The sequence below is a fragment of the Streptomyces huasconensis genome, assembly GCF_021028635.1.
Classification (GTDB): domain Bacteria; phylum Actinomycetota; class Actinomycetes; order Streptomycetales; family Streptomycetaceae; genus Streptomyces; species Streptomyces huasconensis.
The window spans coordinates 852,867-872,963 of sequence record NZ_CP086119.1 but is presented as its reverse complement, the minus strand read 5'-3'; the positions used below and the strand labels follow the sequence as shown (position 1 = coordinate 872,963).

At 72.1% G+C, this 20,097-nt stretch carries 17 protein-coding genes; 7 read left to right on the top strand and 10 right to left on the bottom strand.

Annotation, left to right across the window (positions count from 1 at the left end):
* The first annotated feature begins 51 nt into the window (after positions 1–51).
* Together J2N69_RS03810 and J2N69_RS03805 are read left to right on the top strand one after the other, a co-directional pair.
* Positions 52–1,902, top strand: coding sequence for a glycoside hydrolase family 15 protein (locus tag J2N69_RS03810; RefSeq protein WP_230899455.1), 1,851 nt, complete (start codon positions 52–54; stop codon positions 1,900–1,902).
* A gap of 169 nt (positions 1,903–2,071) precedes the next feature.
* A complete protein-coding gene (locus tag J2N69_RS03805) occupies positions 2,072–3,265 on the top strand; it encodes an amidohydrolase (RefSeq protein ID WP_230899454.1) in 1,194 nt (397 codons plus the stop codon).
* A gap of 91 nt (positions 3,266–3,356) precedes the next feature.
* Here the strand turns inward: J2N69_RS03805 and J2N69_RS03800 are convergent, their stop codons facing one another.
* The 3 genes from J2N69_RS03800 to J2N69_RS03790 form a co-directional block, all read right to left on the bottom strand.
* Positions 3,357–3,611 carry a DUF5133 domain-containing protein gene (locus J2N69_RS03800; RefSeq protein WP_230904565.1) on the bottom strand — a complete coding sequence of 85 codons (255 nt, stop codon included), beginning with the start codon at positions 3,609–3,611 and terminating at the stop codon, positions 3,357–3,359.
* An 87-nt stretch (positions 3,612–3,698) separates the two neighbouring features.
* Positions 3,699–5,165, bottom strand: coding sequence for an aminotransferase class I/II-fold pyridoxal phosphate-dependent enzyme (locus J2N69_RS03795; protein WP_230899453.1), 1,467 nt, complete (start codon positions 5,163–5,165; stop codon positions 3,699–3,701).
* A gap of 176 nt (positions 5,166–5,341) precedes the next feature.
* The gene (locus J2N69_RS03790) at positions 5,342–6,490 is read right to left on the bottom strand and encodes an amidase domain-containing protein (protein ID WP_230899452.1); all 1,149 of its coding nucleotides are present in this window, start codon (positions 6,488–6,490) and stop codon (positions 5,342–5,344) included.
* 188 nt (positions 6,491–6,678) lie between these two features.
* Between J2N69_RS03790 and J2N69_RS03785 the strand changes: the two genes are divergently transcribed.
* On the top strand, positions 6,679–8,796 hold the full coding sequence (locus tag J2N69_RS03785; protein WP_408056669.1) for a transglycosylase domain-containing protein: 2,118 nt from the start codon (positions 6,679–6,681) through the stop codon (positions 8,794–8,796).
* Between the two features lie 66 nt (positions 8,797–8,862).
* On the opposite strand, the gene J2N69_RS03780 is transcribed toward J2N69_RS03785, so the two are convergent.
* Complete coding sequence (locus J2N69_RS03780) at positions 8,863–10,197, bottom strand: polysaccharide deacetylase family protein (protein WP_230899451.1); 1,335 nt, start codon at positions 10,195–10,197, stop codon at positions 8,863–8,865.
* A 361-nt stretch (positions 10,198–10,558) separates the two neighbouring features.
* Here J2N69_RS03780 and J2N69_RS03775 point away from each other — a divergent pair, with 361 nt between their 5' ends.
* On the top strand, positions 10,559–12,196 hold the full coding sequence (locus J2N69_RS03775) for a class I adenylate-forming enzyme family protein (protein ID WP_230899450.1): 1,638 nt from the start codon (positions 10,559–10,561) through the stop codon (positions 12,194–12,196).
* Positions 12,197–12,302: 106 nt separating this feature from the next.
* On the opposite strand, the gene J2N69_RS03770 is transcribed toward J2N69_RS03775, so the two are convergent.
* The gene (locus tag J2N69_RS03770) at positions 12,303–12,884 is read right to left on the bottom strand and encodes a DinB family protein (protein ID WP_230899449.1); all 582 of its coding nucleotides are present in this window, start codon (positions 12,882–12,884) and stop codon (positions 12,303–12,305) included.
* 35 nt (positions 12,885–12,919) lie between these two features.
* On the bottom strand, positions 12,920–13,381 hold the full coding sequence (locus J2N69_RS03765) for a pyridoxamine 5'-phosphate oxidase family protein (protein WP_230899448.1): 462 nt from the start codon (positions 13,379–13,381) through the stop codon (positions 12,920–12,922).
* A 180-nt stretch (positions 13,382–13,561) separates the two neighbouring features.
* Here J2N69_RS03765 and J2N69_RS03760 point away from each other — a divergent pair, with 180 nt between their 5' ends.
* Genes J2N69_RS03760 through J2N69_RS03750 form a run of 3 tightly spaced genes read left to right on the top strand, consistent with a single transcriptional unit; the run spans position 13,562 to position 15,866 of the window.
* Positions 13,562–14,251 (top strand): ABC transporter permease, encoded by a 690-nt coding sequence (locus J2N69_RS03760; RefSeq protein WP_230899447.1) that lies wholly within the window; start codon positions 13,562–13,564, stop codon positions 14,249–14,251.
* A complete protein-coding gene (locus J2N69_RS03755; protein WP_230899446.1) occupies positions 14,248–14,928 on the top strand; it encodes an ABC transporter permease in 681 nt (226 codons plus the stop codon). Before J2N69_RS03760 ends, J2N69_RS03755 begins: the two co-directional genes overlap by 4 nt.
* Positions 14,925–15,866, top strand: a complete 942-nt coding sequence (locus J2N69_RS03750; RefSeq protein ID WP_230899445.1) for an ABC transporter substrate-binding protein — start codon at positions 14,925–14,927, stop codon at positions 15,864–15,866. The genes J2N69_RS03755 and J2N69_RS03750 overlap by 4 nt, the downstream gene beginning before the upstream one ends.
* A gap of 63 nt (positions 15,867–15,929) precedes the next feature.
* On the opposite strand, the gene J2N69_RS03745 is transcribed toward J2N69_RS03750, so the two are convergent.
* The 4 genes from J2N69_RS03745 to J2N69_RS03730 are packed head-to-tail and all read right to left on the bottom strand — an operon-like array spanning position 15,930 to position 20,050.
* Positions 15,930–17,093: a betaine/proline/choline family ABC transporter ATP-binding protein gene (locus J2N69_RS03745; protein WP_230899444.1), complete on the bottom strand. Its 1,164-nt coding sequence runs from the start codon at positions 17,091–17,093 to the stop codon at positions 15,930–15,932.
* A 22-nt stretch (positions 17,094–17,115) separates the two neighbouring features.
* The gene (locus J2N69_RS03740; protein WP_230899443.1) at positions 17,116–17,763 is read right to left on the bottom strand and encodes a LutC/YkgG family protein; all 648 of its coding nucleotides are present in this window, start codon (positions 17,761–17,763) and stop codon (positions 17,116–17,118) included.
* Positions 17,760–19,292, bottom strand: a complete 1,533-nt coding sequence (locus J2N69_RS03735) for a LutB/LldF family L-lactate oxidation iron-sulfur protein (protein ID WP_230899442.1) — start codon at positions 19,290–19,292, stop codon at positions 17,760–17,762. The genes J2N69_RS03740 and J2N69_RS03735 overlap by 4 nt, the downstream gene beginning before the upstream one ends.
* On the bottom strand, positions 19,289–20,050 hold the full coding sequence (locus J2N69_RS03730) for a (Fe-S)-binding protein (protein WP_230904563.1): 762 nt from the start codon (positions 20,048–20,050) through the stop codon (positions 19,289–19,291). The genes J2N69_RS03735 and J2N69_RS03730 overlap by 4 nt, the downstream gene beginning before the upstream one ends.
* Positions 20,051–20,097 lie beyond the last annotated feature (47 nt).

Genomic DNA, 20,097 nt, shown 5'->3' with positions numbered 1-20,097 from the left:
ATATGGGTATCTCCCTTACGTACGCCATAGACGAGTGGTGGAGAGCCGACCATGGCCGCAGGTGGATGGAGGCCGGTGCACCGGCACGAGGGTTACCTGCCCATCGCCGAGCACGGCCTGATCGGTGACGGCCGCGGCTCCGCCCTGGTCGGGCACGACGGTGCGATCACCTTCATGTGCGTACCGCGGTTCGACTCCCCACCGCTGTTCTGCGCTCTCCTCGACCGGCACCGCGGCGGCCGCTTCCTCGTCGCCCCGCGAGACCTCCGGCACAGCTTCCAGCGGTACGCGGAGGACACCGCGGTTCTCGTCACCCACATGCGCACACCCACCGGCACCGTCGAACTGACCGATGCCTTCGCGCTGCACCCCGCGGCGCGGCTCGAAGAGAGCGGGCGGCCCGGAGCGGGAGTTCTGCTGCGCACCGCTCGCGTCACCCATGGCGAGGTGGACCTGGACGTCACGCTGCACCCCCGCGGAGGAGCACACCTCACCGGCGGCCCGTACAGGTGGAGGGTCGACTGCGCACACCGGCGGTTCTCGCTCGGCCTCACCTGCTCCCACCCCCTGACCGGCAGCGACAGCACCCTGCACATGCGAGCCGGGGAGCGGCTCTCGCTCACCCTTGACTGGGAGCAACCCTTCGGCCCCGGCCCGCCTGACGACGCGCAGACGGCCCTGGCGGAGACCGAGCGGGTGTGGCGGCGCTGGTCGTCCCGCGTCGTGACCGCCGTACCGCAACCCCCGCTGGTACGCCGCTCCGCGATCACCCTGAAACTGCTGGACCACATGGACAACGGGGCCATCGTCGCGGCCCCCACCTCCTCGCTGCCCGAATGCATCAACGGCACCCGCAACTGGGACTACCGCTACACCTGGGTCCGGGACGCGGCCTACACGGTGTTCGCGCTGCGCCGCATCGGGCTGCCGCAGGAAGCGGGGCGTTTCCTGCGCTGGGCGCTGAACACCGCGCAGTGGCAGGACCGGCCCCGTGTCCTGTACGACGTCGACGGCCGCGCCCCCGCGCCCGAGACGATCGACGCGGAGCTGTCGGGGTACCGCGCCTCCGCCCCGGTGCGCTGGGGAAACGCCGCCTCGGGACAGATCCAGCACGACGTCTACGGCGAGATCCTCGACTGCGCCTTCCAGTGGTCGGCGACCGGCGGCACGCTGGCCCCCGAACTCTGGGAGCGCCTGGCCGGCCTCGCGCACAAGGCACGCACCGCGTGGAACACGCCGGACCACGGTATCTGGGAGGTGCGCACACCAGGCCGGCCCTTCACGTACTCCGCCGCCATGTGCCAAGTCGCCCTGGACCGCGCCGCCCGCCTCTCCCGTCGACTCGACCTGCCGGGAGAGGCCGATACGTGGGCCAAAGAGGCACGCCGTCTCACGGAACACATCCTGCACGCGGCGTGGGACGCCGAAGCGGGGGCGCTGACCGAACACCTGGGGGCGGGCGGGGCCCTCGACAGCGCGTTGCTGGCCCTTCCCCTGCGGCGCGTGGTGCCCGCCGACCACCCGCGCATGGTCGCCACCACCCGCGCCATCTCCGAACGGCTCGGCGCCGGCGGCGGACTGCTCTACCGCTACCTCCCCGAGCACTCGCCCGACGGCATCGGGCAGCCGGAGGGCGCGTTCCTGCTGTGCAGTTTCTGGCTGGTGGACAACCTCGTCGGCCAAGGCCGCGTCGAGGAAGCGCACGCACTCTTCGACCAGTTGTGCTCCTACGCCAACGATCTCGGGCTGCTGCCCGAGCAGATCGATCCGGGCACCGGAATCTTCCTCGGCAACTTCCCCCAAGGGCTCAGCCACGTCGGACTCGTCTCCAGCGCGATCGTCCTCGGCCGCGCCCTGCACGGAGCCCGCCCGGAACTCTCCACCCAAGCGTGGTTCGGCTGACCCCCGGGCACCCTGCACGAGGACCGGGACGGCACCGTGAAGGCCCGTGTGAGCCGCCCGCATCCGTGGAACACGTCCCGTGTCGCCGCCGGGGAACCCGGCAGGCCCGGTCCGAGTCCGAGGAGGCCACGTGTCACACCCCAGGGATGCGCACCCCAGGGACACGGACATGGATTCCGTGTACGCCCGCATCGAACGGGAGGTCGCCGCCCGCGCCGAGCGGCTCTGGGACGTGAGCCTCGCGCTGCACCACGAACCCGAGACCGCCTACGAGGAGCACCGCGCCGCCCGGCTCCTGGCGGACGAGCTGGAGCACGAGGGGTTCCTGGTGGAGCGGGGCGCCGCGGGACTGCCGACCGCCTTCGTCGCCCGCACGGACACGGCGGCCGCGCCCGAAGGGGCCCCGCGCGTCGCCCTGTTGATGGAGTACGACGCGCTGCCGGAGCTGGGACACGCCTGCGGCCACAACCTCATCGCGGCGGCGGGGCTCGGAGCGGCCCTCGCCGCGCGGGCGGCGCTCGGTGACACCGCCGGGACCCTGCTGGCCGTCGGGACGCCGGCGGAGGAACGCGGCGGCGGCAAGGTCGCGGAGGTGGCGGCGGGCCTGTTCGACGGCGTGGACGCCGCGCTGATGTTCCACCCGGGCGTGTACGACTGGGCGTGGGCGCCCCTGACGGCGAGCGCGCAGGTACGCATCGGATTCCACGGCAGGGCCGCGCACCCGACGGGCAACCCCACGGAGGGCATCGACGCGCTGGGGGCGCTGATCCAGCTGTTCAACACGCTCGGCGTCCTGGACCGGCGGCTGCCCGCCGGATCGCACATCCAGGGCATCGTCACGGACGGGGGCCGGGCGACGAACATCGTCCCCGAGTACGTGGAGGGGCTCTTCGGACTGCGGGGCGCGACCACGTCCGCCCTGGCGGACCTGGTGGAGGAGCTGCGCTCGTGCGCCCAGGGCGTCGCGCTGGCCACGGGGACGCGGGCGGAGGTCGCCGAGGTGGCCGCACGGTACGAGCACTTCCGCGACAACGACGTGCTCTCCGGGCTGTTCGCGGGGCACCTGGAGAAGGCGGGCATCCGGCTGTCGGAGCCCGCGGCGGGGGTCTACCTCGGCTCATCGGACATCGGCAACGTCAGCACCCGGGTGCCCGCGATCCACCCGTTCGTCGCCATCATGGGGTCGGACGGCTCGGACCACACCCCTGAGTTCGCCCGGGCGGCAGCCGGACCGCGGGGCCGCGAGGTCATGCTGGCGGCGGCGAACGCACTGGCGAGCACCGCGGCCGACATCCTGCTGCGCCCGGAGGTACCCGAGCAGGCCTGGACCTCCCACCACCGCAAGGCCGCAGCCGGCGAGTGACCGAAAGCCACCGGATCGCACGCGGAACGGCGACGGCTCACCGGCGGTGAAACCGGTGGGCCGTCGCCGTCCGGCGTCGCGTGTGGGCCTGTCAGGCCGCCAGGACCGTGTCCTGCGCCGGAGGCGTGGCCGGTCGTATGTCGGGGCGCTCGGCCGCCGCCAGGATCTCGTCGGCAGCCGCGATCGCGTCTGTGACCGACTGCGTGCCTGTCACCACGCACAGCGTGTAGGTGACATCCTCCAACTCCCGCTGCCACGCGGGGTCGGCCTTCTCCACGAGCGCGATGCGCGCGCAGGCGTAACGGGCGAGCAGAGTTCTCACTGAGCGCGGCTCCGGCTTCAGCACGACCACAAACCCCTCCTGTCGGACACACTCCGGTGGCCTACGGGTTCCCCGTCATCGCGCTCTCATGCCTGGACCCGCGCCGCGAGTTCAGTCCTCGACCGCCACCCGCACGCTCTTGACCTCGGTGTCGGCGGCATCCGGCACGACCATGCCGGCGTCGACGCCCGTGCGCAGATAGCGCACGACGTCCGCGTTGAGCCGTTCGCCGGGCAGCGCGGCGGGGATGCCCGGCGGATACGGGGTGAGCATCTCCGCGGTGATCCGGCCGATGGCCTTCTCCCATGGAACCTGCTCGGTCGGGCCGAAGTACGCGTCGCGCGGCAGCAGCACCTGTTCGAGCCGCAGCTGCCCGGGGTCCGGGACCTCGACCTGCTCCGCGGGCCGCAGCTCATCCGCGTGCGCGGCGACGTCCCGCAGCGCCGTGAGAAGCGTCCGGGCGGTGCGTTCGTCGTCGGCGTGGGTCAGCTGGGCGCTGATCCGGCGGTGGTCGCACAGATGCAGGTTGACCTGGTGGTGTTCGCGCAGCCAGTCGGCCGCGCGATAGCCCGTCGTACCGAGCGAGGTGATGTCGACGATGATCTGGAGGGGGTCCATGTCGGCGGCGCGGCCGGGCCCGCAGAAGTCGTCCCGCCCGTGGACGTGCATCCCGTCGATGCCGGCGATCCGGGTCCGCAGGGACGCGGCGAGGGCGAGCGCGTCGTCGTAGAGGGCGCGGCCGTGCTCCACCATCTGGCGCCGCCAGCCGTCCAAGGCGGCGTACAGCAGCACGGAGGGGCTGGTGGTGCCGAGGAGGTCCTCGCGGCTCTTGAGCACCTCGGGCTCGATCAGGTCGCCCTGGAGGTGGAAGACCGAACCCTGCTCCAGGCCGGAGCCCATCTTGTGCACGGAGGTGACGCACACGTCGGCTCCGGCGTCCATGGCCCAGGTCGGCAGGTCCGGGTGGAAGGGCAGGTGGGCGCCCCAGGCCTCGTCCACGATGAGCGGCCTGCCCCGCCGGTGGCAGACCTGCGCGATGGCGGCCAGATCCGAACACGTGCCGTACGGCGTGGGCGTCGTCACGAGGGCGCCCTTGGCGTCGGGATGCTCGGCGAAGGCCGCCTCGAAGGCCTCGGCGGACGGCGGGTGCGCCAGATGCCGCTCGGGGTCCCACTGCGGCGTGACCCAGATCGGCCGGATGCCGGAGAGGATCAGTCCGGAGACCACGGCCTTGTGGGCGTCGCGGCCCACGAGCAGCTTCTCGTGCGGCCCCGCCACCGCCAGCATCGCCGACTTGACCGACAGGGAGCTGCCGCAGGTCGAGAAGAACGTGTGCTCGGCGCCGACGGCGTCCGCCATGAGGGCCTGCGCCTCTTCGAGGACGCCGTGGGAGGACGTCCGGTCGTCGAGGCCGCTGGTCGCCAGGACGTCCGAGCGGAACACCGCGTCCCCGAGCACCTCACGGACCCGGGGATCGGCGCCGCGCCCCTGCTTGTGGCCCGGCGGGGTGAAGGGGGTCTGCCCTTCGGCGTGGTAGGCGGCCAGGGCTTCGAGTACCGGCGCTTTCGAGTGGTCCATAGGGTGCGGTTGCCCTCGCCCCTGGAGAAGGAAACGGCGGGCTGCCACGGGTGCGGCCGGCCGGGTGAACCACCTGGCCCACCTCACGGAAGGCATATCGTGGAAGGACCGGCGCGGGGGTCCTGGCGGATCGCTCCGCCGGCAGCCCGCGCCGGTCCCGTGGGGATACCGGTCCGTCAGGTGCGGTACGCGAAGTAACGCGCGTCGGGGTAGGAGGCGATGACGCTCGCCAGCGACCTGCGGTACGTGTCGGTCGAGTGGTACGTCAGGTACGGCATGCCCCGCCCGTTGCGGTACGTCACCATCATGGTGTGGTCCTTCGACCCGTTCTTGTCGAAGTCCACCTGGAGGACGTCGCCGACGTCCAGCTGGTAGACGTTCGCCAGGTTGGGGGCCCGCCGGTTGGACAGCGTGAACCAGGCCCACTCGTTCACGCCGACCCAGGAGGTGCTCTGGCTCGTGCTGCCGTACCACCAGTTCCGGTAGTCCTGGGCGGAGCCGGGAACGGGCTTCCAGCCGCCCGCCTGCAGCGCCTGGCTGACGAAGTTGGTGCAGTCGCCGCCGGCCCCGTTGAACTTCCGGTACGCGCGGTTGTAGCTGTACCAGTACTTCTCCGCGTACCGCGCCATGGCGGCGTAGTCGTACGTGGTGGCCGTCTTCCCCGAGGGCGTCGGCGTCGAGGGGCGCTTGGTGGAGGCCGGGGTGCCGTCCGGGTACTGGTTGCCGTCGTCCGGGACGGTGTTCACCCGGGCCACCGACGGCTCGTTGACCGCGCCGGGGCCGTCGTCCCGCGAGGTGATCGCGGTCAGCTTCCAGCCGCCGTCCTTCGTGCCGGCGAGCTTCAGCTCCTGCCGCGTGGAGAACGCGGTGGTGGCCGGCTCGTCCCCGCGCACCTTCTTGTAGGTGAGCGTCGACGACGAGGTGACCTGGACGGTCGCCGTGCCGCCGGTGACGGTGGCGCGGTCCACGACGACGCGGGTGTCCGCCTTCGTGTAGGCCTCGCCGAGCTTCGCCAGCCGGGCCTTGCGGGCGCGCAACGACCGGAGCGCGGCGTCCTCGTCCTTCTTCAGCCGGCCGGACATGCGCGTCGTGGCAGCGCCGTCACCGGAGCCGCCGCGGCCCGCGTGCTCCTCCACCAGGGCCTGGGTGCGCCGGGAGAGGACGTCATCGGCGATGCGGGCGAAGGTGGCCATCGCCTTGCGGTCGGCCTTGCGCGGCTCGCTCTTGGGGGCGTCCGCGTGCGCGGGGGGCGCCAGCAGGGAGCCGGACGCCACGGCCGCGGTGAGACCCGCGACGACGGCGGGTCTGTATCTCTTGGGTATCACTCTGTTTCCTCTTTTGTCGCTCGATCCCCAACGGGGGCACGGAATCTTCGCACAACTCCGTGCCATCGCCGTGCCGTTCCTCGCTCCCGGGTCCCGAAGGCCGCCGGACCGGGGCGCAAGAGGCCCGGCGGAGGCGCCCCGCGTACCTCTAGGGTGTGCGGCAAGGCGCAGCAGAGGAGGCGTACGGGGTGGGTGGGCGCAGGAAGGCCGCAGGTGGGGGCTCCGGAGGGCGGCGGGCGGCACCGGGGGGCCGCCGCGCGGCGACGGGTCGGCGCAGGAAGTCCGGGGAGCGGCGCAGGGCACAGCCGGCCGGTGGCATATCCGGCGTCCTCGTCCGGGCGGGCGGGCAACTGCGGCGCCTGCGTCCCGCGTACCCGCGGCCGGGCCGCAGCGGCTGGCGGCGCTGGGTGCCTTCGTGGCGTCAGTGGCTGGGCGCCTTCGGGTATGTGGTCCTCGGTCTGACCGGCTTCGTCGCGATCGCGTACGCCGCCACGGACATACCGGACGACCTCAACTCCTTCGCCACACAACAGGACAACGTCTACTACTGGTCCGACGGCACCGTCATGGCCCGCACCGGCTGGGTCATCCGCCAGGAGATACCGCTGGAGAAGGTGCCGCCGAAAGTCCGGGGGGCCGTCCTCGCCGCCGAGAACGCGAGCTTCTACTCGGATGCCGGCGTCTCGCCGACCGGTTTCCTGCGGGCCGCGACCGCCGCGGTCACCGGAGGGGAGACCCAGGGCGGGTCGACCATCACCCAGCAGTACGTGAAGAACGTCTACCTCAGCCAGGACCGCACCCTGTCCCGGAAGTTCACCGAAGCCCTGCTCGCCGTGAAGCTGGACAACCACACGAGCAAGGACAAGATCTTCCAGGACTACCTGAACACCAGCTGGTTCGGGCGTGGCACATACGGCATCCAGCGCGCCTCGCACGCGTACTACGGCAAGGACGTCTCGCGGCTCAACCCCAGCGAGGGGGCCTTCCTGGCCTCTCTCCTCAAGGGCGCGGGCCTCTACGATCCGGCCCTCGGCAAGGAGAACCGCGAGCGGGCCGTCGAACGGTGGAACTGGATTCTGGACCGCATGGTCGCGACCGGCCACCTCACGCAGGCCGAGCGCGCCACGTACAAGAAGTTCCCCGAGCCGACGAAGCCGGGGTCGGGCGGCACCATCCCGGGCGCGCAGACCGGCTATCTGGTGGAGCTGGCCAAGCGGCACGCGATCAAGGCCGGGCACATCAAGACCGCCGACTACGACCTCGGCGGCTACCAGATCCGTACGACCTTCGACCGGAAGCGCACGAAGGCCCTGACCGCCGCCGTCCGCAGAGTCGACAAGGGCTTCGACGCCAAGCGGCGGCCCGGCACCGACAAGCACGCCAGGATCGGCGCGGCGAGCGTCGGCAGGGACGGCCGGCTGCTCGCCGTGTACGGCGGCCACGACTTCCTGAAGCAGGGGTTCAACCAGTCGAACGCGACGACGATTCCGGCCGGTTCGACGTTCACCCCCTTCGTCTACGCCGCCGCGCTGGAGGACGGCGTGCAGCGCACCCGCGACGGCGGCCGCACACCGGTCTCCCCGGCCAGCGTCTACGACGGCGACGACCGGATCGCCGTACGGACACCGGAGGGGCCGTACTGGGACCGCAGCGGCAAGGTGGTGAAGGGCCGCAACGAAGGCGGCCGGGACTGGGGCCAGGTGACGTTGCGGCGGGCCGTCGCGAACTCCGTCAACACGCCCATGCTCCAACTCGGCCTCGACGTCGGGCTCGACCGGGTGGAGAAGTACGCCCTGCGGGCCGGGCTGCTCGAATCGAGCCTCGGTGAGCGCGTGCCGACCTTCGCGCTGGGGGAGAACTCGACGCCCAGCGCCATCCGGATGGCCGGCGCGTACCAGACCTTCGCCGCCGACGGCATGCACACCGACCCCTACTCGGTGCTCTCGGTCAAGCGGGCCGGGGACGCGGTGCCGCTCGACAAGCCGAAGCCCGCCCGCGCGGTGTCGACGAAGACCGCCCGGGCGGTCACGGACGCCCTGCGGGCCACCATGACCGACGGGTCGGCCAAGGCGGCGGGCGCGGCGCACGCCGGTGCCGTGGGCAAGACGGGGACGACCGCCGAGAACACGGCGGGCTGGTTCGTGGGCGGCACCGAGGACGAGACCACGGCCGTGGTCGTCTACCGTATGTCGCTGAAGGACCTGGTGCCGCTGCCGCTGAAGGGACTGGGCGGCGACGCCCCGGGGAGGCTCGGCAGCGAGCGGGCGGTGGGCCTGTGGGCCGACTACATCAAGGCGGTGCGGTAGGCCGCCGAGGCGCTGAGCGGGAGAGGCCGCCGCGCCCCTCGGCGGGGTGCGGCGGTCCGGCCCGCGCTACTTGACGAGCGACTTCCAGTCCGGTGCCTGCGCGGGGTCGAGCAGGCGCAGCCGGGCCAGGACCTGCGGGTCCTGGGCGTCGAGCCAGTCCGCCAGCTCCCGGAAGGACACGCAGCGGACGCCCTTGCGCGGGCACACCTCCCGCATCACGTCCTCGACGGCGTTCATGTAGATGCCGCCGTTCCAGTCCTCGAAGTGGTTGCCGACGAACATCGGCGCCCGGCTGCCGTTGTAGACGCGGTTGAAGCCGTTCATGTACGACTTGCGGACCTGTGCCTCCCACTGCGGGAACTTCTCCGGGTCACCCTGGGTGCTGTCGCCGGACTGGTGGTAGAGGAAGTTGAAGTCCATGGAGAGGACTTGGACCTCTTTGCCCTCAAGTGGCAGGAGTTGCAGAGGGAAGTTCCATATGTCGTCGACCTTAGATGGCCATATCTGGAAGTCCCCCGAGGAACTCGCGTCGTAGCGCCAGCCGAACGGCTTGATGGCGGCCAGGAGGTTCTTCTGGCCCTCCAGGCAGGGCGCGCGGCCCCCGACCACTTCCCGGTCCGGGTCGAAGGGCAGGGGTGCCTCCTGGGTGAAGCCGGTGTTGGTCTTCCACTTCTTCATGAACGCGTACGTCTGCTCGATCTCGCTCTTCCACTCCGCCACGCTCCAGTCGCCGCCGCCCTTGGGGCCGCAGAAGTGGCCGTTGAAGTGCGAACCGATCTCGTGGCCGTCCTTCCAGGCGCCGCGCAACTGCTCCAGCGTGGTCTGGATGTGCGGGACGGTCGGGTACGAGATGGCGGCCGACCCCGGGTTGTGCTGCGGCGGGCGGTAGAGCGACTTCTTGCTCTCCGGCAGGAGGTAGATGCCGGTGAGGAAGAAGGTCATGTGGGCCTTGCTCTCGCGGGCCACCCGGCGGAAGTGGGAGAAGCGGCGGTCATCGCCCTCCAGCGCGCCGTCCCAGGAGAACACCACGAACTGCGGTGGTTTCTCGCCGGGTTTGAGCTTCTTGGGCTTGAGCTGTCCGCGCGGCGGCCCGCTGTACGAGGTGGAGCCGTCGCCCAGCACCCGCACCTTGCCGTCCCACTTCTCCTCACCCTTCTTCGCGCCCTTGGCGGAGCGGGCCTTCTCCGCGGCGCCGCCCTGCGATGTGGCCGCCCTGTGCCGCGTGTCGCTCCCGCTCCCGGAGGAGTCCCCGAGGGCGATCACACACGTGGTGGCCACCCCGCTCAGACCGAGCACAGCCGCACCTATGGCCAGGCGCTTGCGCTTCCGCGCCTTCTCGCGCGTCTTGCGGGCGGCGCGGGACTCGGTGCGGGCGGGTTTGGTGCCGTCGGGTTCGATCACTGCGGTCCTACCCCGTGTTCATCGCAGCAGGGCCGCGTGTGAAGTGTTTGTATGAATATAGGACCGTTGGGGTCGTCTCAGTAGTCCGGGTTGGTCACACCACCGCATCGCGACGGCCCTCCGCCCCGAAGGGCAGGCCGAGCCGACCGCGGAACGAGCCATTTCGGCCGTGTCGGGGAGCGGGGCCCGGAATGTGCAAGGCGTAACCAGGCCGATTCGGGCGGCGGCTCGCCCCGGCGTGGTCGCGGCCTCCGGACAGAAAGTCACTCGTCGCAGGCGGGGGCATGGTACTCCGCCCGCCGATGGCCGAAGTCGCCCCCTGTGAGACGGTGGCCCCTCAGTGGCGTGTTTGCATGTGTTCATGATCATCAACGAACAGGGAACTTCTGAGCCCCGGACCTACCTCGACCGCGTCCTGGAGCACTGGCACCAGGACGAGGAGACCGAGGCGCTCGTCCAAGGCGCGCAGCGGCTGACGCGGGGGGAGGCCCGGCGGCGGCTGTTCCGCCTGGGACACGCGCTACGCGGGCAGGGGCTCGGGCCGGGCGACGGAGTGGGGCTGTTCCTGGCCAACCGCGTGGACTCCGTCCTCGTACAGCTCGCGGTCCATCTCATCGGCTGCCGCGTGGTGTTCCTGCCACCGGAGCCAGGGCCCGGCGAACTCGCCGCGCTGGTCGAGCAGTCCAGGGCGCGCGTCGTCGTGACCGACCCGCTCTTCGCGCGGCGGGCCGCCGACGCCGCCCGCCGCAGCGTCCACGCACCCGCCCTGCTCAGCCTCGGGCCCTGCGAGCAGCCCTGCGCGGACCTGCTGGCCCTGGCCGCCGACTGCCCCGCGACGCGCCCGGACGGCGTGCCCGCCCCGGCGGCGGACGAGGCCGTCACCGTCCTCTACACCGGCGGCACCCTGGGGCGCCCCAAGCTCGCCGCGCACAGCCACCGGCTCTACGACACGCTGGTGGACCTGGCGGTGGACCGGACGCAGGAGGCCGGGCCCGAGGTCTTCCCGGCCTTGGACCCGGGCACGGACCGGGTGCTCGCCGCCACGCTGCTCACCCACGGCAGCGGCCACCTCACGTCGATCCAGGCACTGGTGACCGGCTCCGCCCTCGTCGTCCTGCCCGAGTTCGAGGCGGGCGCGGCCTTGGCGGTGCTGCGCGAGGAGCGGATCACCGCCACCATGTTCGTGCCGCCCATGCTGTACGCCCTGCTCGACCACCCGGAGTGCGAGCCCGGCGCGCTCCCCGAACTGCGGCGGATCGTCGTCGGCGGCGCGGCCACCTCGCCCAGCCGGCTTCAGCAGACGGTCGAGGTCTTCGGGCCGGTGCTCAGCCAGGGGTACGGGCAGTCGGAGGCGCTCGGCATCGCCGCGTTCGGCGCGGAGGAACTCGCGGCGGAGGCGGCCCGCCGGCCGGAGCTGTGGCGCAGCTGCGGCCGCGCGATAGCCGACGTCGAGATCGAGATACGCGGCGAGGGCGGCACGGCGGCCCTGCCCGCCCGGCAGGTCGGCGAGGTGTGCGTGCGCGGCGAGACGGTGATGCTCGGCTACTACGAGGACCCGGAGCGCACCGCCGAGGCGCTGCACGACGGCTGGCTGCGCACCGGCGACATGGGCTACCTCGACGCCGACGGCTACCTCTATCTCGTCGACCGGGCCAAGGACATCATCGTCACCGGCAGCACCAGCGACAACGTCTACTCCCGGGTCCTGGAGGACTTCCTGCTCACCCTGCCCGGCGTGCGCAACGCGGCGGCCCTGGGCGTGCCCGACGAGGAGTACGGCGAGGCCGTGCAGGTCTTCCTGGCCACGGCCGAGCCCGCCGCCATCGACACGGACGAGGTCGCCGCGGCGGTCACCGCCGAGCTGGGGGACCTCTACACCCCCCGCAGGACGATCCTGCTGGACAAGCTGCCGATGACCAAGGTCGGCAAGGTGGACAAGAAGGCGCTGCGCGCCGCGTGGGCGAGCGGGGCGCTGGACAGGCCGTCCGTATCGGCGTGAGCGGTGGCGTTCCGGGCGGGCGCGGCAGATCTCCCCGGCGCCGACGCCCGCCCGGAGCGCTCAGGGACGGCTGATCCGTCCCGCGGCGACCGCCCGGGCCGCCCGGTCACCGTCCGGCTTCCCGTGCCGCCCGCTCCACCCGCGCGCGGTGCCCGGCCCACCAAGTGGCGTCGCCCTGAGCCAGATTGTCGTCGCCCGGCCGCAACCCGGCGGTGCCGTCGACCAGTTCACGGACGACATCGGCGTGGCCCGCGTGGCGGCCGGTCTCGGCGATCATGTGGACGAGGACGCGGTGCAACGTGATCTCGCGGACCTCGGCGCCGGGGAGCCTGCCGACCGCGTCGAGTTCCCGTGACTCGATCGTCGCGTCCGAGTGGGCCCAGACCTGCCGGTAGCGCCCGACGATCCACTCCCGGCTCTCGTCGGCGGTGGCCCACAGATCCGCGTTCGGTTCGGCATCGCCCGTGATCCACAGGGGGGCTCCGTCGAAGGGCCGCCCGAACGTGGCGCCGAAGTACAGCGCCTCGGCGCCGGTCGCGTGCTTGACCAGGCCGAGGAGGTTGGTGCCGGTCGGCGTCATGGGGCGGCGTATGTCGTACTCGGAGAGGCCTTCGAGCTTCCACAGCAGCGCGTCGCGGGCGTCCTGGAGGTAGACGCGGAGGTCGGTCTTGAAGTCCGGGGTGGTCATGAGGGGGAAGTCTGCCCGAGTTGGCGGGTCAGGCTTCACGCCAGCCACACCCCGTCGCGCATGACGACCCGGCCCCGCAGCTCCGGTTCTCCGTGCCAGGCGCGTACCGTCCGCGGCGCGACGCGCACGTACACGTAGGGGGTCTCTGCCGTACGCGGGTCCCAGCCGAACTTGGCCGTGAACGCGTCCGCGGCCTCCTTGGGCACGTCCCGTGCGGGCCAGCACTCGGCCTCCCCCTGGAGCAGCACCACGTCGAAGGTGTCCGGCAGCGCCAGCCGTACGCGCGGTTCTTCTCGTAGGTTGCGCGCGGTGGCGGAGTTCGCGCCGGTACACATCCACACCGCCTGCCCGTCCCACAGGAACCACAGGGGCAGCTGGTGCGGGCCGTGGTCGGGGTGGGCCGTCGACAGCCATATGTCGCGCTCCGCGCCGAGCCGGCGCAGGGTGTCCCGCTTGCGTTGCGCCGGATCGCGGCGAGTGATCTTCGTGGCGTGCATGGACGCCGACGTTAGCCAGCGGGGGCGCCGCGCGCATGGGGCGCGAGACCTAGTGCTCCAGCCGTAGAACACCGTGAAACGCGAGCAGGTGCCGGGCCTCGCGACGCGTTCTGGGGGCCCGTGCCCCCGTACGGGTCACCAGAACGCGCCGTCCACCGCCGTCCCGCCTTGAATGGACAGGTGACCGCGCCTCCCGACGACTGCCTCGCGCGCAACGAGTGGATCTGCGGTGAGTACCTGAGCACCCGCCGCCGGATCGTCCTCGACGCGGTCGTACAGCATCTCGAACTGACGGCCGTCTCCGTCCTGATCGCGCTCGTCGTCGCCGTGCCCCTCGCCGTGCTCGCCCGCCGTTGGCGGTGGGCCACGGGGCCCGTCCTCGCCCTCACCACGATCCTGTACACCATCCCCTCGCTCGCGATGTTCTCGCTGCTCCTTCCGGTGTACGGGCTCTCCGCGTCGCTCGTCGTCGCGGGCCTCGTCCTCTACTCGCTCACCTTGCTCATCCGGAACATCCTCGCCGGACTGCGCGCCGTCCCCGACGAAACCCGGCAGGCCGCCCGCGGCATGGGGTACGGGCCGATCCGCCTCCTGCTCACCGTCGAGCTGCCCCTCGCGCTGCCCGCCGCCATGGCCGGGCTGCGCATCGCCACGGTCTCCGCCGTCTCCCTGGTCACCATCGGCGCGATCGTCGGCTTCGGCGGGCTCGGCAACCTCATCTACACGGGCATGAACACCTACTTCAAGGCCCAGGTACTCACCGCCTCCGTGCTCTGCGTCGTCATCGCCGTCGCCGCCGACCTGCTGCTGCTCGGCGTACAGCGTCTCCTCACGCCCTGGGAGAGAGCGGCAGGGGCGGCCCGCTCATGAGGACGCTCGCCGACGCCTGGGCCTGGCTCGCCGACTCCGCGCACTGGGCCGGCGACGACGGCATCTGGCACCGGCTCACCCAGCACCTGGTGCTCACCGTCGTATGCCTGGTCATCAGCTGCCTGATCGCGCTGCCCGTCGCACTCGTCCTCGGCCACCTCGGCAAGGGCGGCGCGCTCGCCGTCAACATCTCCAACGTCGGACGCGCGGTGCCCACCTTCGCGGTGCTCGTCCTGCTGCTCCTGACCCCGCTCGGCCGGTGGGGCGACGGGCCGACCGTCGTCGCCCTCGTGCTGTTCGCCGTGCCGCCGCTGCTCACCAACGCCTACGTCGGCATGCGCGGCGTCGACCGCGACGTGGTGCGGGCCGCGCGCGGCATGGGGATGACCGGGCGGCAGATGCTCTGGCGGGTCGAACTGCCGCTCGCCCTGCCGCTGGTGCTCAGCGGCGTCCGCCTCGCCGCCGTGCAACTCGTCGCCACCGTCACCATCGCCGCGCTCGCCGGCGGCGGCGGGCTCGGCCGGATCATCACGGCCGGGTTCAACCTGGCGAGCACCCCGCAGGTGGTGGCGGGCGCCGTGCTCGTGGCCCTCTTCGCCCTCCTGGTCGAAGGCGTCTTCGAGGTGGCCGAGCGGATCGCCCCCGCCTGGACGCGGGGCCGGGGGAGCGCCGGATGAGGGGCCGCCGCACCGCCCTGGCCGCGGCCCTCCTCGCCCTGGTGACGGGCTGCGCCTCCGGGCCCTCGCTGGAGGACCGGGGCCAGGTCACCGCGCCCCCGGGCGACAACAAGAACCTCGTCGTGGGCTCCGCGGGCTTCACCGAGTCCGACCTGCTCGCCCAGATGTACGCGCTGCTCCTGAAAAAGGCCGGCTACGGCACACAGATCCTCTCCGTGGCCAACCGCGAGCTGTACGAACCCGCCCTGGAGTCCGGGCAGATCGACGTCGTCCCCGAGTACGCCGCGACCTTCGCGGACTGGCTGAACGCCAAGAAGAACGGCGCCGACGCCCCGCCCGTCGGTTCGCCCGACCTCGCCACCACCATGAAGGCCCTGCGCCGCCTCGCGGCACCGCGCGGCCTGACCGTCCTCGACCCCGGCGAGGCGGTCGACCAGAACGCCTTCGCCGTCACCGCCGCGTACGCCGCCCGGCACCGTCTGAAGACACTGAGCGACCTCGGCACGTCTCGCCTGAAGGTGCGCCTCGCCGCGGGTGACGAGTGCGTCCGGCGCCCCTACTGCGCCCCCGGCCTCAAGAAGGTCTACGGCATCGACGTCACCGGCGTCGACCCGAAGGGCGTCGGCACGACCCAGGCCAAGAAGGCCGTGCAGAACGGCCAGGACCAGATGGTGCTCACCACGTCCACCGACGCCACCCTCGACGACTTCGGTCTCGTACTCCTCAAGGACGACAAGCACCTCCAGAACGCCGACTACATCGTGCCCGTCGTCAACCGCTCCCAGGCGGGCAGCGGGAGCGTCGCGGCGGCCCTCGGGCGGCTCAACTCCGTGCTGACGACCGCTGACCTCGCGTCCATGAACGAGCAGGTGGACAGCTGGCGGCGGTTGCCTCAGGACGTGGCGCGGAACTATCTGGAGGACAAGGGGCTGCTGTGAATCCTCAGCCGCGGGCGCGTCGTGGCTGGTCGCGCAGTTCCCCGCGCCCCTGACGGGGGCGCTTCACGCGTCGGCGACCGAGTCGAACTCCACCTCGTCGCGCGCCACGCCCTGCGCGTCCGCGTCCACCGAACGGCGCAGCGCCTCATGCAGCTTCGCCGGGGTCAGGACGCCGAGGAAACGCGCCCCGTCGAGCACCGCGACCCAGCCCGCGTCATGCTGCAGCATCACACCGAACGCCTGTTTGAGCGGGGCCCCGACCGGCACCCACGAGTTCATCCGGTGCGCCAGGTCACCGACCGTGCCCCCGGCACCGGCCGGCGCCACTTCGTCGACACCGACCCAGCCGTGCAGGTCACCGTCCGCGTCCAGGACGACGGCCCAGCGCGCCCCCTCCCCACGCAGCCGGGCCGCCGCCTGCGCGGCCGGTTCGTCCAGCCGGGCGACCGGCGGCTCCTCCAGGTCGTCCGGCTGGATCTCGGTGACCGACAGCCGCTTCAGACCGCGGTCGGCCCCCACGAACTCGGCGACGTACGGCGTCGCGGGCGCCCCGAGCACCGCGCCCGGAGTGTCGAACTGTTCGATGCGGCCTTGGCCGTACACCGCGATGCGGTCACCGAGGCGGACCGCCTCCTCGATGTCGTGCGTGACGAACAGGACCGTCTTGCGCACGGCCCGCCGCATCCGCAGGAACTCGTCCTGCAACTGCTCGCGCACCACCGGATCGACCGCGCCGAACGGCTCGTCCATCAGAAGGACGGGCGGATCGGCCGCCAGCGCCCGCGCCACACCCACCCGCTGGCGCTGACCGCCCGACAGCTGCTCGGGGTAGCGGGAGCCGTACGTCTTCGGGTCCAGGCCCACCAGGTCGAGCAGCTCCGCCGCCCGGGCCCGGGCCTTCGCCTTCTTCCAGCCGATCAGCGCGGGGACGGTCGCCGTGTTGTCGAGGACCGTGCGGTGCGGGAAGAGGCCGACCTGCTGGATCACGTAACCGATGCGGCGGCGCAGGCGCACCGGGTCCACGCCGGCGATGTCCTCGCCGTTCACGAAGATGCGGCCGGACGTCGGTTCGATGAGCCGGTTCACCATCATCATCGTCGTGGTCTTGCCGCAGCCGGACGGGCCGACCAGCGTGACCAGTTCGCCCTCGGTGACCTCGAAGGAGAGGTCGTCCACGGCCGTCGTGCCGTCCGGGTAGCGCTTGGTCACCTGCTCGAACCGGATCATGCCCTCACGCTAGCCGCGCCCGTCACTCCCCGCTCACCAGCACGACCTGAAGGACGCGCGGCCCGTGGACCCCCTCGACCCGGTCCAGCTCGATGTCGCTGGTCGCGGAGGGCCCCGAGATCCAGGTCAGCGGGCGCGCCGGATCGAGCCGTTCGAGGGCCTGCGGAACGGAGGAGACCACCTGGTCCGGCACCCGCACCACGCAGATGTGATGGTCCGGGATGAGGGTGATGCGGCGACGCCCCTGATCGGGCGAGCCGTCGAGCACGATCGTGCCGGTCTCGGCGACGGCCACGGCGCAGCCGGTGACGACGGCCCCGGACCGGTCCAGCTCGGCCGCGGTGCTCACCGCGCGGTCGTGGACCAGCGGAGCGTCGACGGCCGCCATCCACCCGGGCGGCAGCCCCGGAGGCACCAGCACGGTGTCCGGCCACCGCTCGGCGAGCAGCCGCATGAGCAGGAGAGGCAGCTCCCCGGCGTCCGTACGGTGCACGATCGCCCGGTACTCCGCGAGGTTCTCCGCCAGCAGGTCCACCGTCTGCTCGACGGTCCGCTCCCCGTGCCGGCGGTGGTAACCGCGGTCGAGGTCCGTGGCGTACGAGGCCGGGGCCCCGCCCGGTCCGCCGAGCGCCCGGCGCACCCGGCCCAGGATCACGTCCCTGCTGCTCATTTGCCGCCCCTTCCGTCGTCCTTGCCGCCGCCGGTCCGCTGCCACCACTCGCGGAAGGACTCCGCGGGGACCTTGGGCAGCTCCCGGGTCGCCGTCCACGCGCGGCCCGGCCCCGGCAGCGTGCGCGGATGGAAGCGCCGGGTGCGCGACGCCAGGCGCATCCCCGCGCGCAGCACGCCGGGGCGGGCGAACGCGAGGCCCGCCGCCCGCATCGCCGCCCGCTCCGCCGCGTGCCCCTTCGCCGGCTTCAGCGTCACCTTCACGCCGCGCCGCGTCACCTCGCCGCCCTGCACGATCCGCTCGCGCAGGTGCACGAGGACCTCGGGGATGTCGATGGCCACCGGGCACACCTCGTAGCAGGCGCCGCAGAGCGAGGACGCGTACGGGAGCGAGGCGTCGATCTCGCTCTCCGTACCCCGCAGCTGGGGGCTGAGGATGGCGCCGATCGGGCCCGGATAGACCGAGCCGTACGCGTGCCCGCCCGCCCGCTCGTACACCGGGCAGACGTTGAGACACGCCGAACAGCGGATGCAGCGCAGGGCCTGGCGGCCCACCTCGTCGGCGAGGGTGTCGGTGCGGCCGTTGTCCAGCAGGACCAGGTGGAAGGCGCGGGGGCCGTCCGTGTCCGTCGTACCCGTCCAGGTCGAGGTGTAGGGGTTCATGCGCTCGGCCGTCGAGGAGCGGGGCAGCGTCTGGAGGAAGACCTCCAGGTCGCGCCAGGTCGGCACCACCTTCTCGATGCCGACGACCGAGATCAGGGTCTCCGGGAGCGTCAGACACATGCGGCCGTTGCCCTCGGACTCGACGACGACGAGGGTGCCCGTCTCGGCGACCATGAAGTTCGCGCCGGAGACGCCGACCTTGGCACGCAGGAACTTCTCGCGCAGATGGAGGCGGGCCGCCTCGGCGAGGTCGCGGGGGCTGTCGGTGAGACCGTCCGGCGCCGGGCGGCCCCAACGGCCCATCTCCCGCTCGAAGATGGCACGGATCTCGCCGCGGTTGCGGTGGATGGCCGGGACGAGGATGTGCGAGGGGCGGTCCTCGCCGAGCTGCACGATCAGCTCGGCGAGGTCGGTCTCGTACGCGCGGATGCCCGCCTCTTCGAGGGCTTCGTTCAGCCCGATCTCCTGCGTGGCCATCGACTTGACCTTGACGACCTCCGTCCCGCCCGTCTCCCGGACGAGCCGCGTCACGACGCGGTTGGCCTCGTCGGCGTCGGCGGCCCAGTGGACGGTGCCGCCCGCCGCCGTCACCGACTCCTCCAACTGGACGAGGTAGTGGTTCAGATGACGGAGCGTGTGGTCCTTGATCTGGCGTCCCGCCTCGCGCAGGGCGTTCCAGTCGTCGAGCTCGGCGACCGCGCGGGCCCGCTTGTCGCGGATGGTGTGGGTGGCGTGCCGGAGGTTGGCGCGCAGGGTGGCGTTCTCGACCGCCTCGTGCGCGGCCTTCGGGAAGGCCGGCATCCCGAGATACGTGCCGCTTCCGCCCGGGCCGTTCGTGGCGGGGCCGTTCATGGCGGGGCCGTTCATGACAGGGGCTCCTCTTGCGTGCTCGCGAGGATCTCGGCGATGTGGACGGGCCGCACGGCCGTGCGCAGCCGGGCCATCGTGCCGCCGATGTGCATCAGGCAGGAGTTGTCCGCCGCGCACAGCACCTCGGCCCCTGTCGACTCCGCGTGGCGCACCTTGTCGGCGCCCATCGCCGCCGAGACGTCGGAGTTCTTCACGGCGAACGTGCCGCCGAAGCCGCAGCACTCCTCCGCGCCGGGCAGCTCCACCAGCTCAAGGCCCTTGACCGCCCGCAGGAGCCGGGCCGGCCGCTCACCGAGGCCGAGGCTCCGCAGGCCGTGGCAGGTCGGGTGGTAGGTGACCTTGTGCGGGTAGTACGCCCCGACGTCGGTGACGCCGAGGACGTCCACCAGGAACTCGGTCAGCTCGTACGTCTTCGGCACCACCGGGGCGAGCCTGCGCGCGAGGGCGTCCCCGCGGCCCTCCGCCCGCGCCCGCTCTCCCATGCGCGGGTACAGCTCGCGCACCATCGCCCCGCACGACCCGGAGGGCGTCACGATCGCGTCGTACGCGTCCGAACCGAAGACATCGGAGAACTGCCGGGCGAGCGGTTCCGCCTGATGCCGGTACCCGGTGTTGTAGTGCGCCTGCCCGCAACAGGTCTGCGCCATCGGGAAGTCGACGTCGACGCCCAGTCTGGTCAGCAGTTTCACCACCGCGCGGCCCGTGTCCGGATAGAGCGTGTCGTTGACACAGGTCAGGAACAGGGCGACACGCATGGCGAGTTCCTCCTTGCCGATCATCGGGTGGACGCAGCGTACGTGGC

Coding starts and splice junctions, on each gene's coding strand:
- J2N69_RS03775 (WP_230899450.1), top strand. CDS start 10,559: ATGATCATCAACGAACAGGGAACTTCTGAGCCCCGGACCTACCTCGAC.
- J2N69_RS03810 (WP_230899455.1), top strand. CDS start 52: ATGGCCGCAGGTGGATGGAGGCCGGTGCACCGGCACGAGGGTTACCTG.
- J2N69_RS03805 (WP_230899454.1), top strand. CDS start 2,072: ATGGATTCCGTGTACGCCCGCATCGAACGGGAGGTCGCCGCCCGCGCC.
- J2N69_RS03770 (WP_230899449.1), bottom strand. CDS start 12,884: ATGACCACCCCGGACTTCAAGACCGACCTCCGCGTCTACCTCCAGGAC.
- J2N69_RS03745 (WP_230899444.1), bottom strand. CDS start 17,093: ATGATCCGGTTCGAGCAGGTGACCAAGCGCTACCCGGACGGCACGACG.
- J2N69_RS03755 (WP_230899446.1), top strand. CDS start 14,248: ATGAGGACGCTCGCCGACGCCTGGGCCTGGCTCGCCGACTCCGCGCAC.
- J2N69_RS03765 (WP_230899448.1), bottom strand. CDS start 13,381: ATGCACGCCACGAAGATCACTCGCCGCGATCCGGCGCAACGCAAGCGG.
- J2N69_RS03750 (WP_230899445.1), top strand. CDS start 14,925: ATGAGGGGCCGCCGCACCGCCCTGGCCGCGGCCCTCCTCGCCCTGGTG.
- J2N69_RS03735 (WP_230899442.1), bottom strand. CDS start 19,292: ATGAACGGCCCCGCCATGAACGGCCCCGCCACGAACGGCCCGGGCGGA.
- J2N69_RS03795 (WP_230899453.1), bottom strand. CDS start 5,165: ATGGACCACTCGAAAGCGCCGGTACTCGAAGCCCTGGCCGCCTACCAC.
- J2N69_RS03730 (WP_230904563.1), bottom strand. CDS start 20,050: ATGCGTGTCGCCCTGTTCCTGACCTGTGTCAACGACACGCTCTATCCG.
- J2N69_RS03740 (WP_230899443.1), bottom strand. CDS start 17,763: ATGAGCAGCAGGGACGTGATCCTGGGCCGGGTGCGCCGGGCGCTCGGC.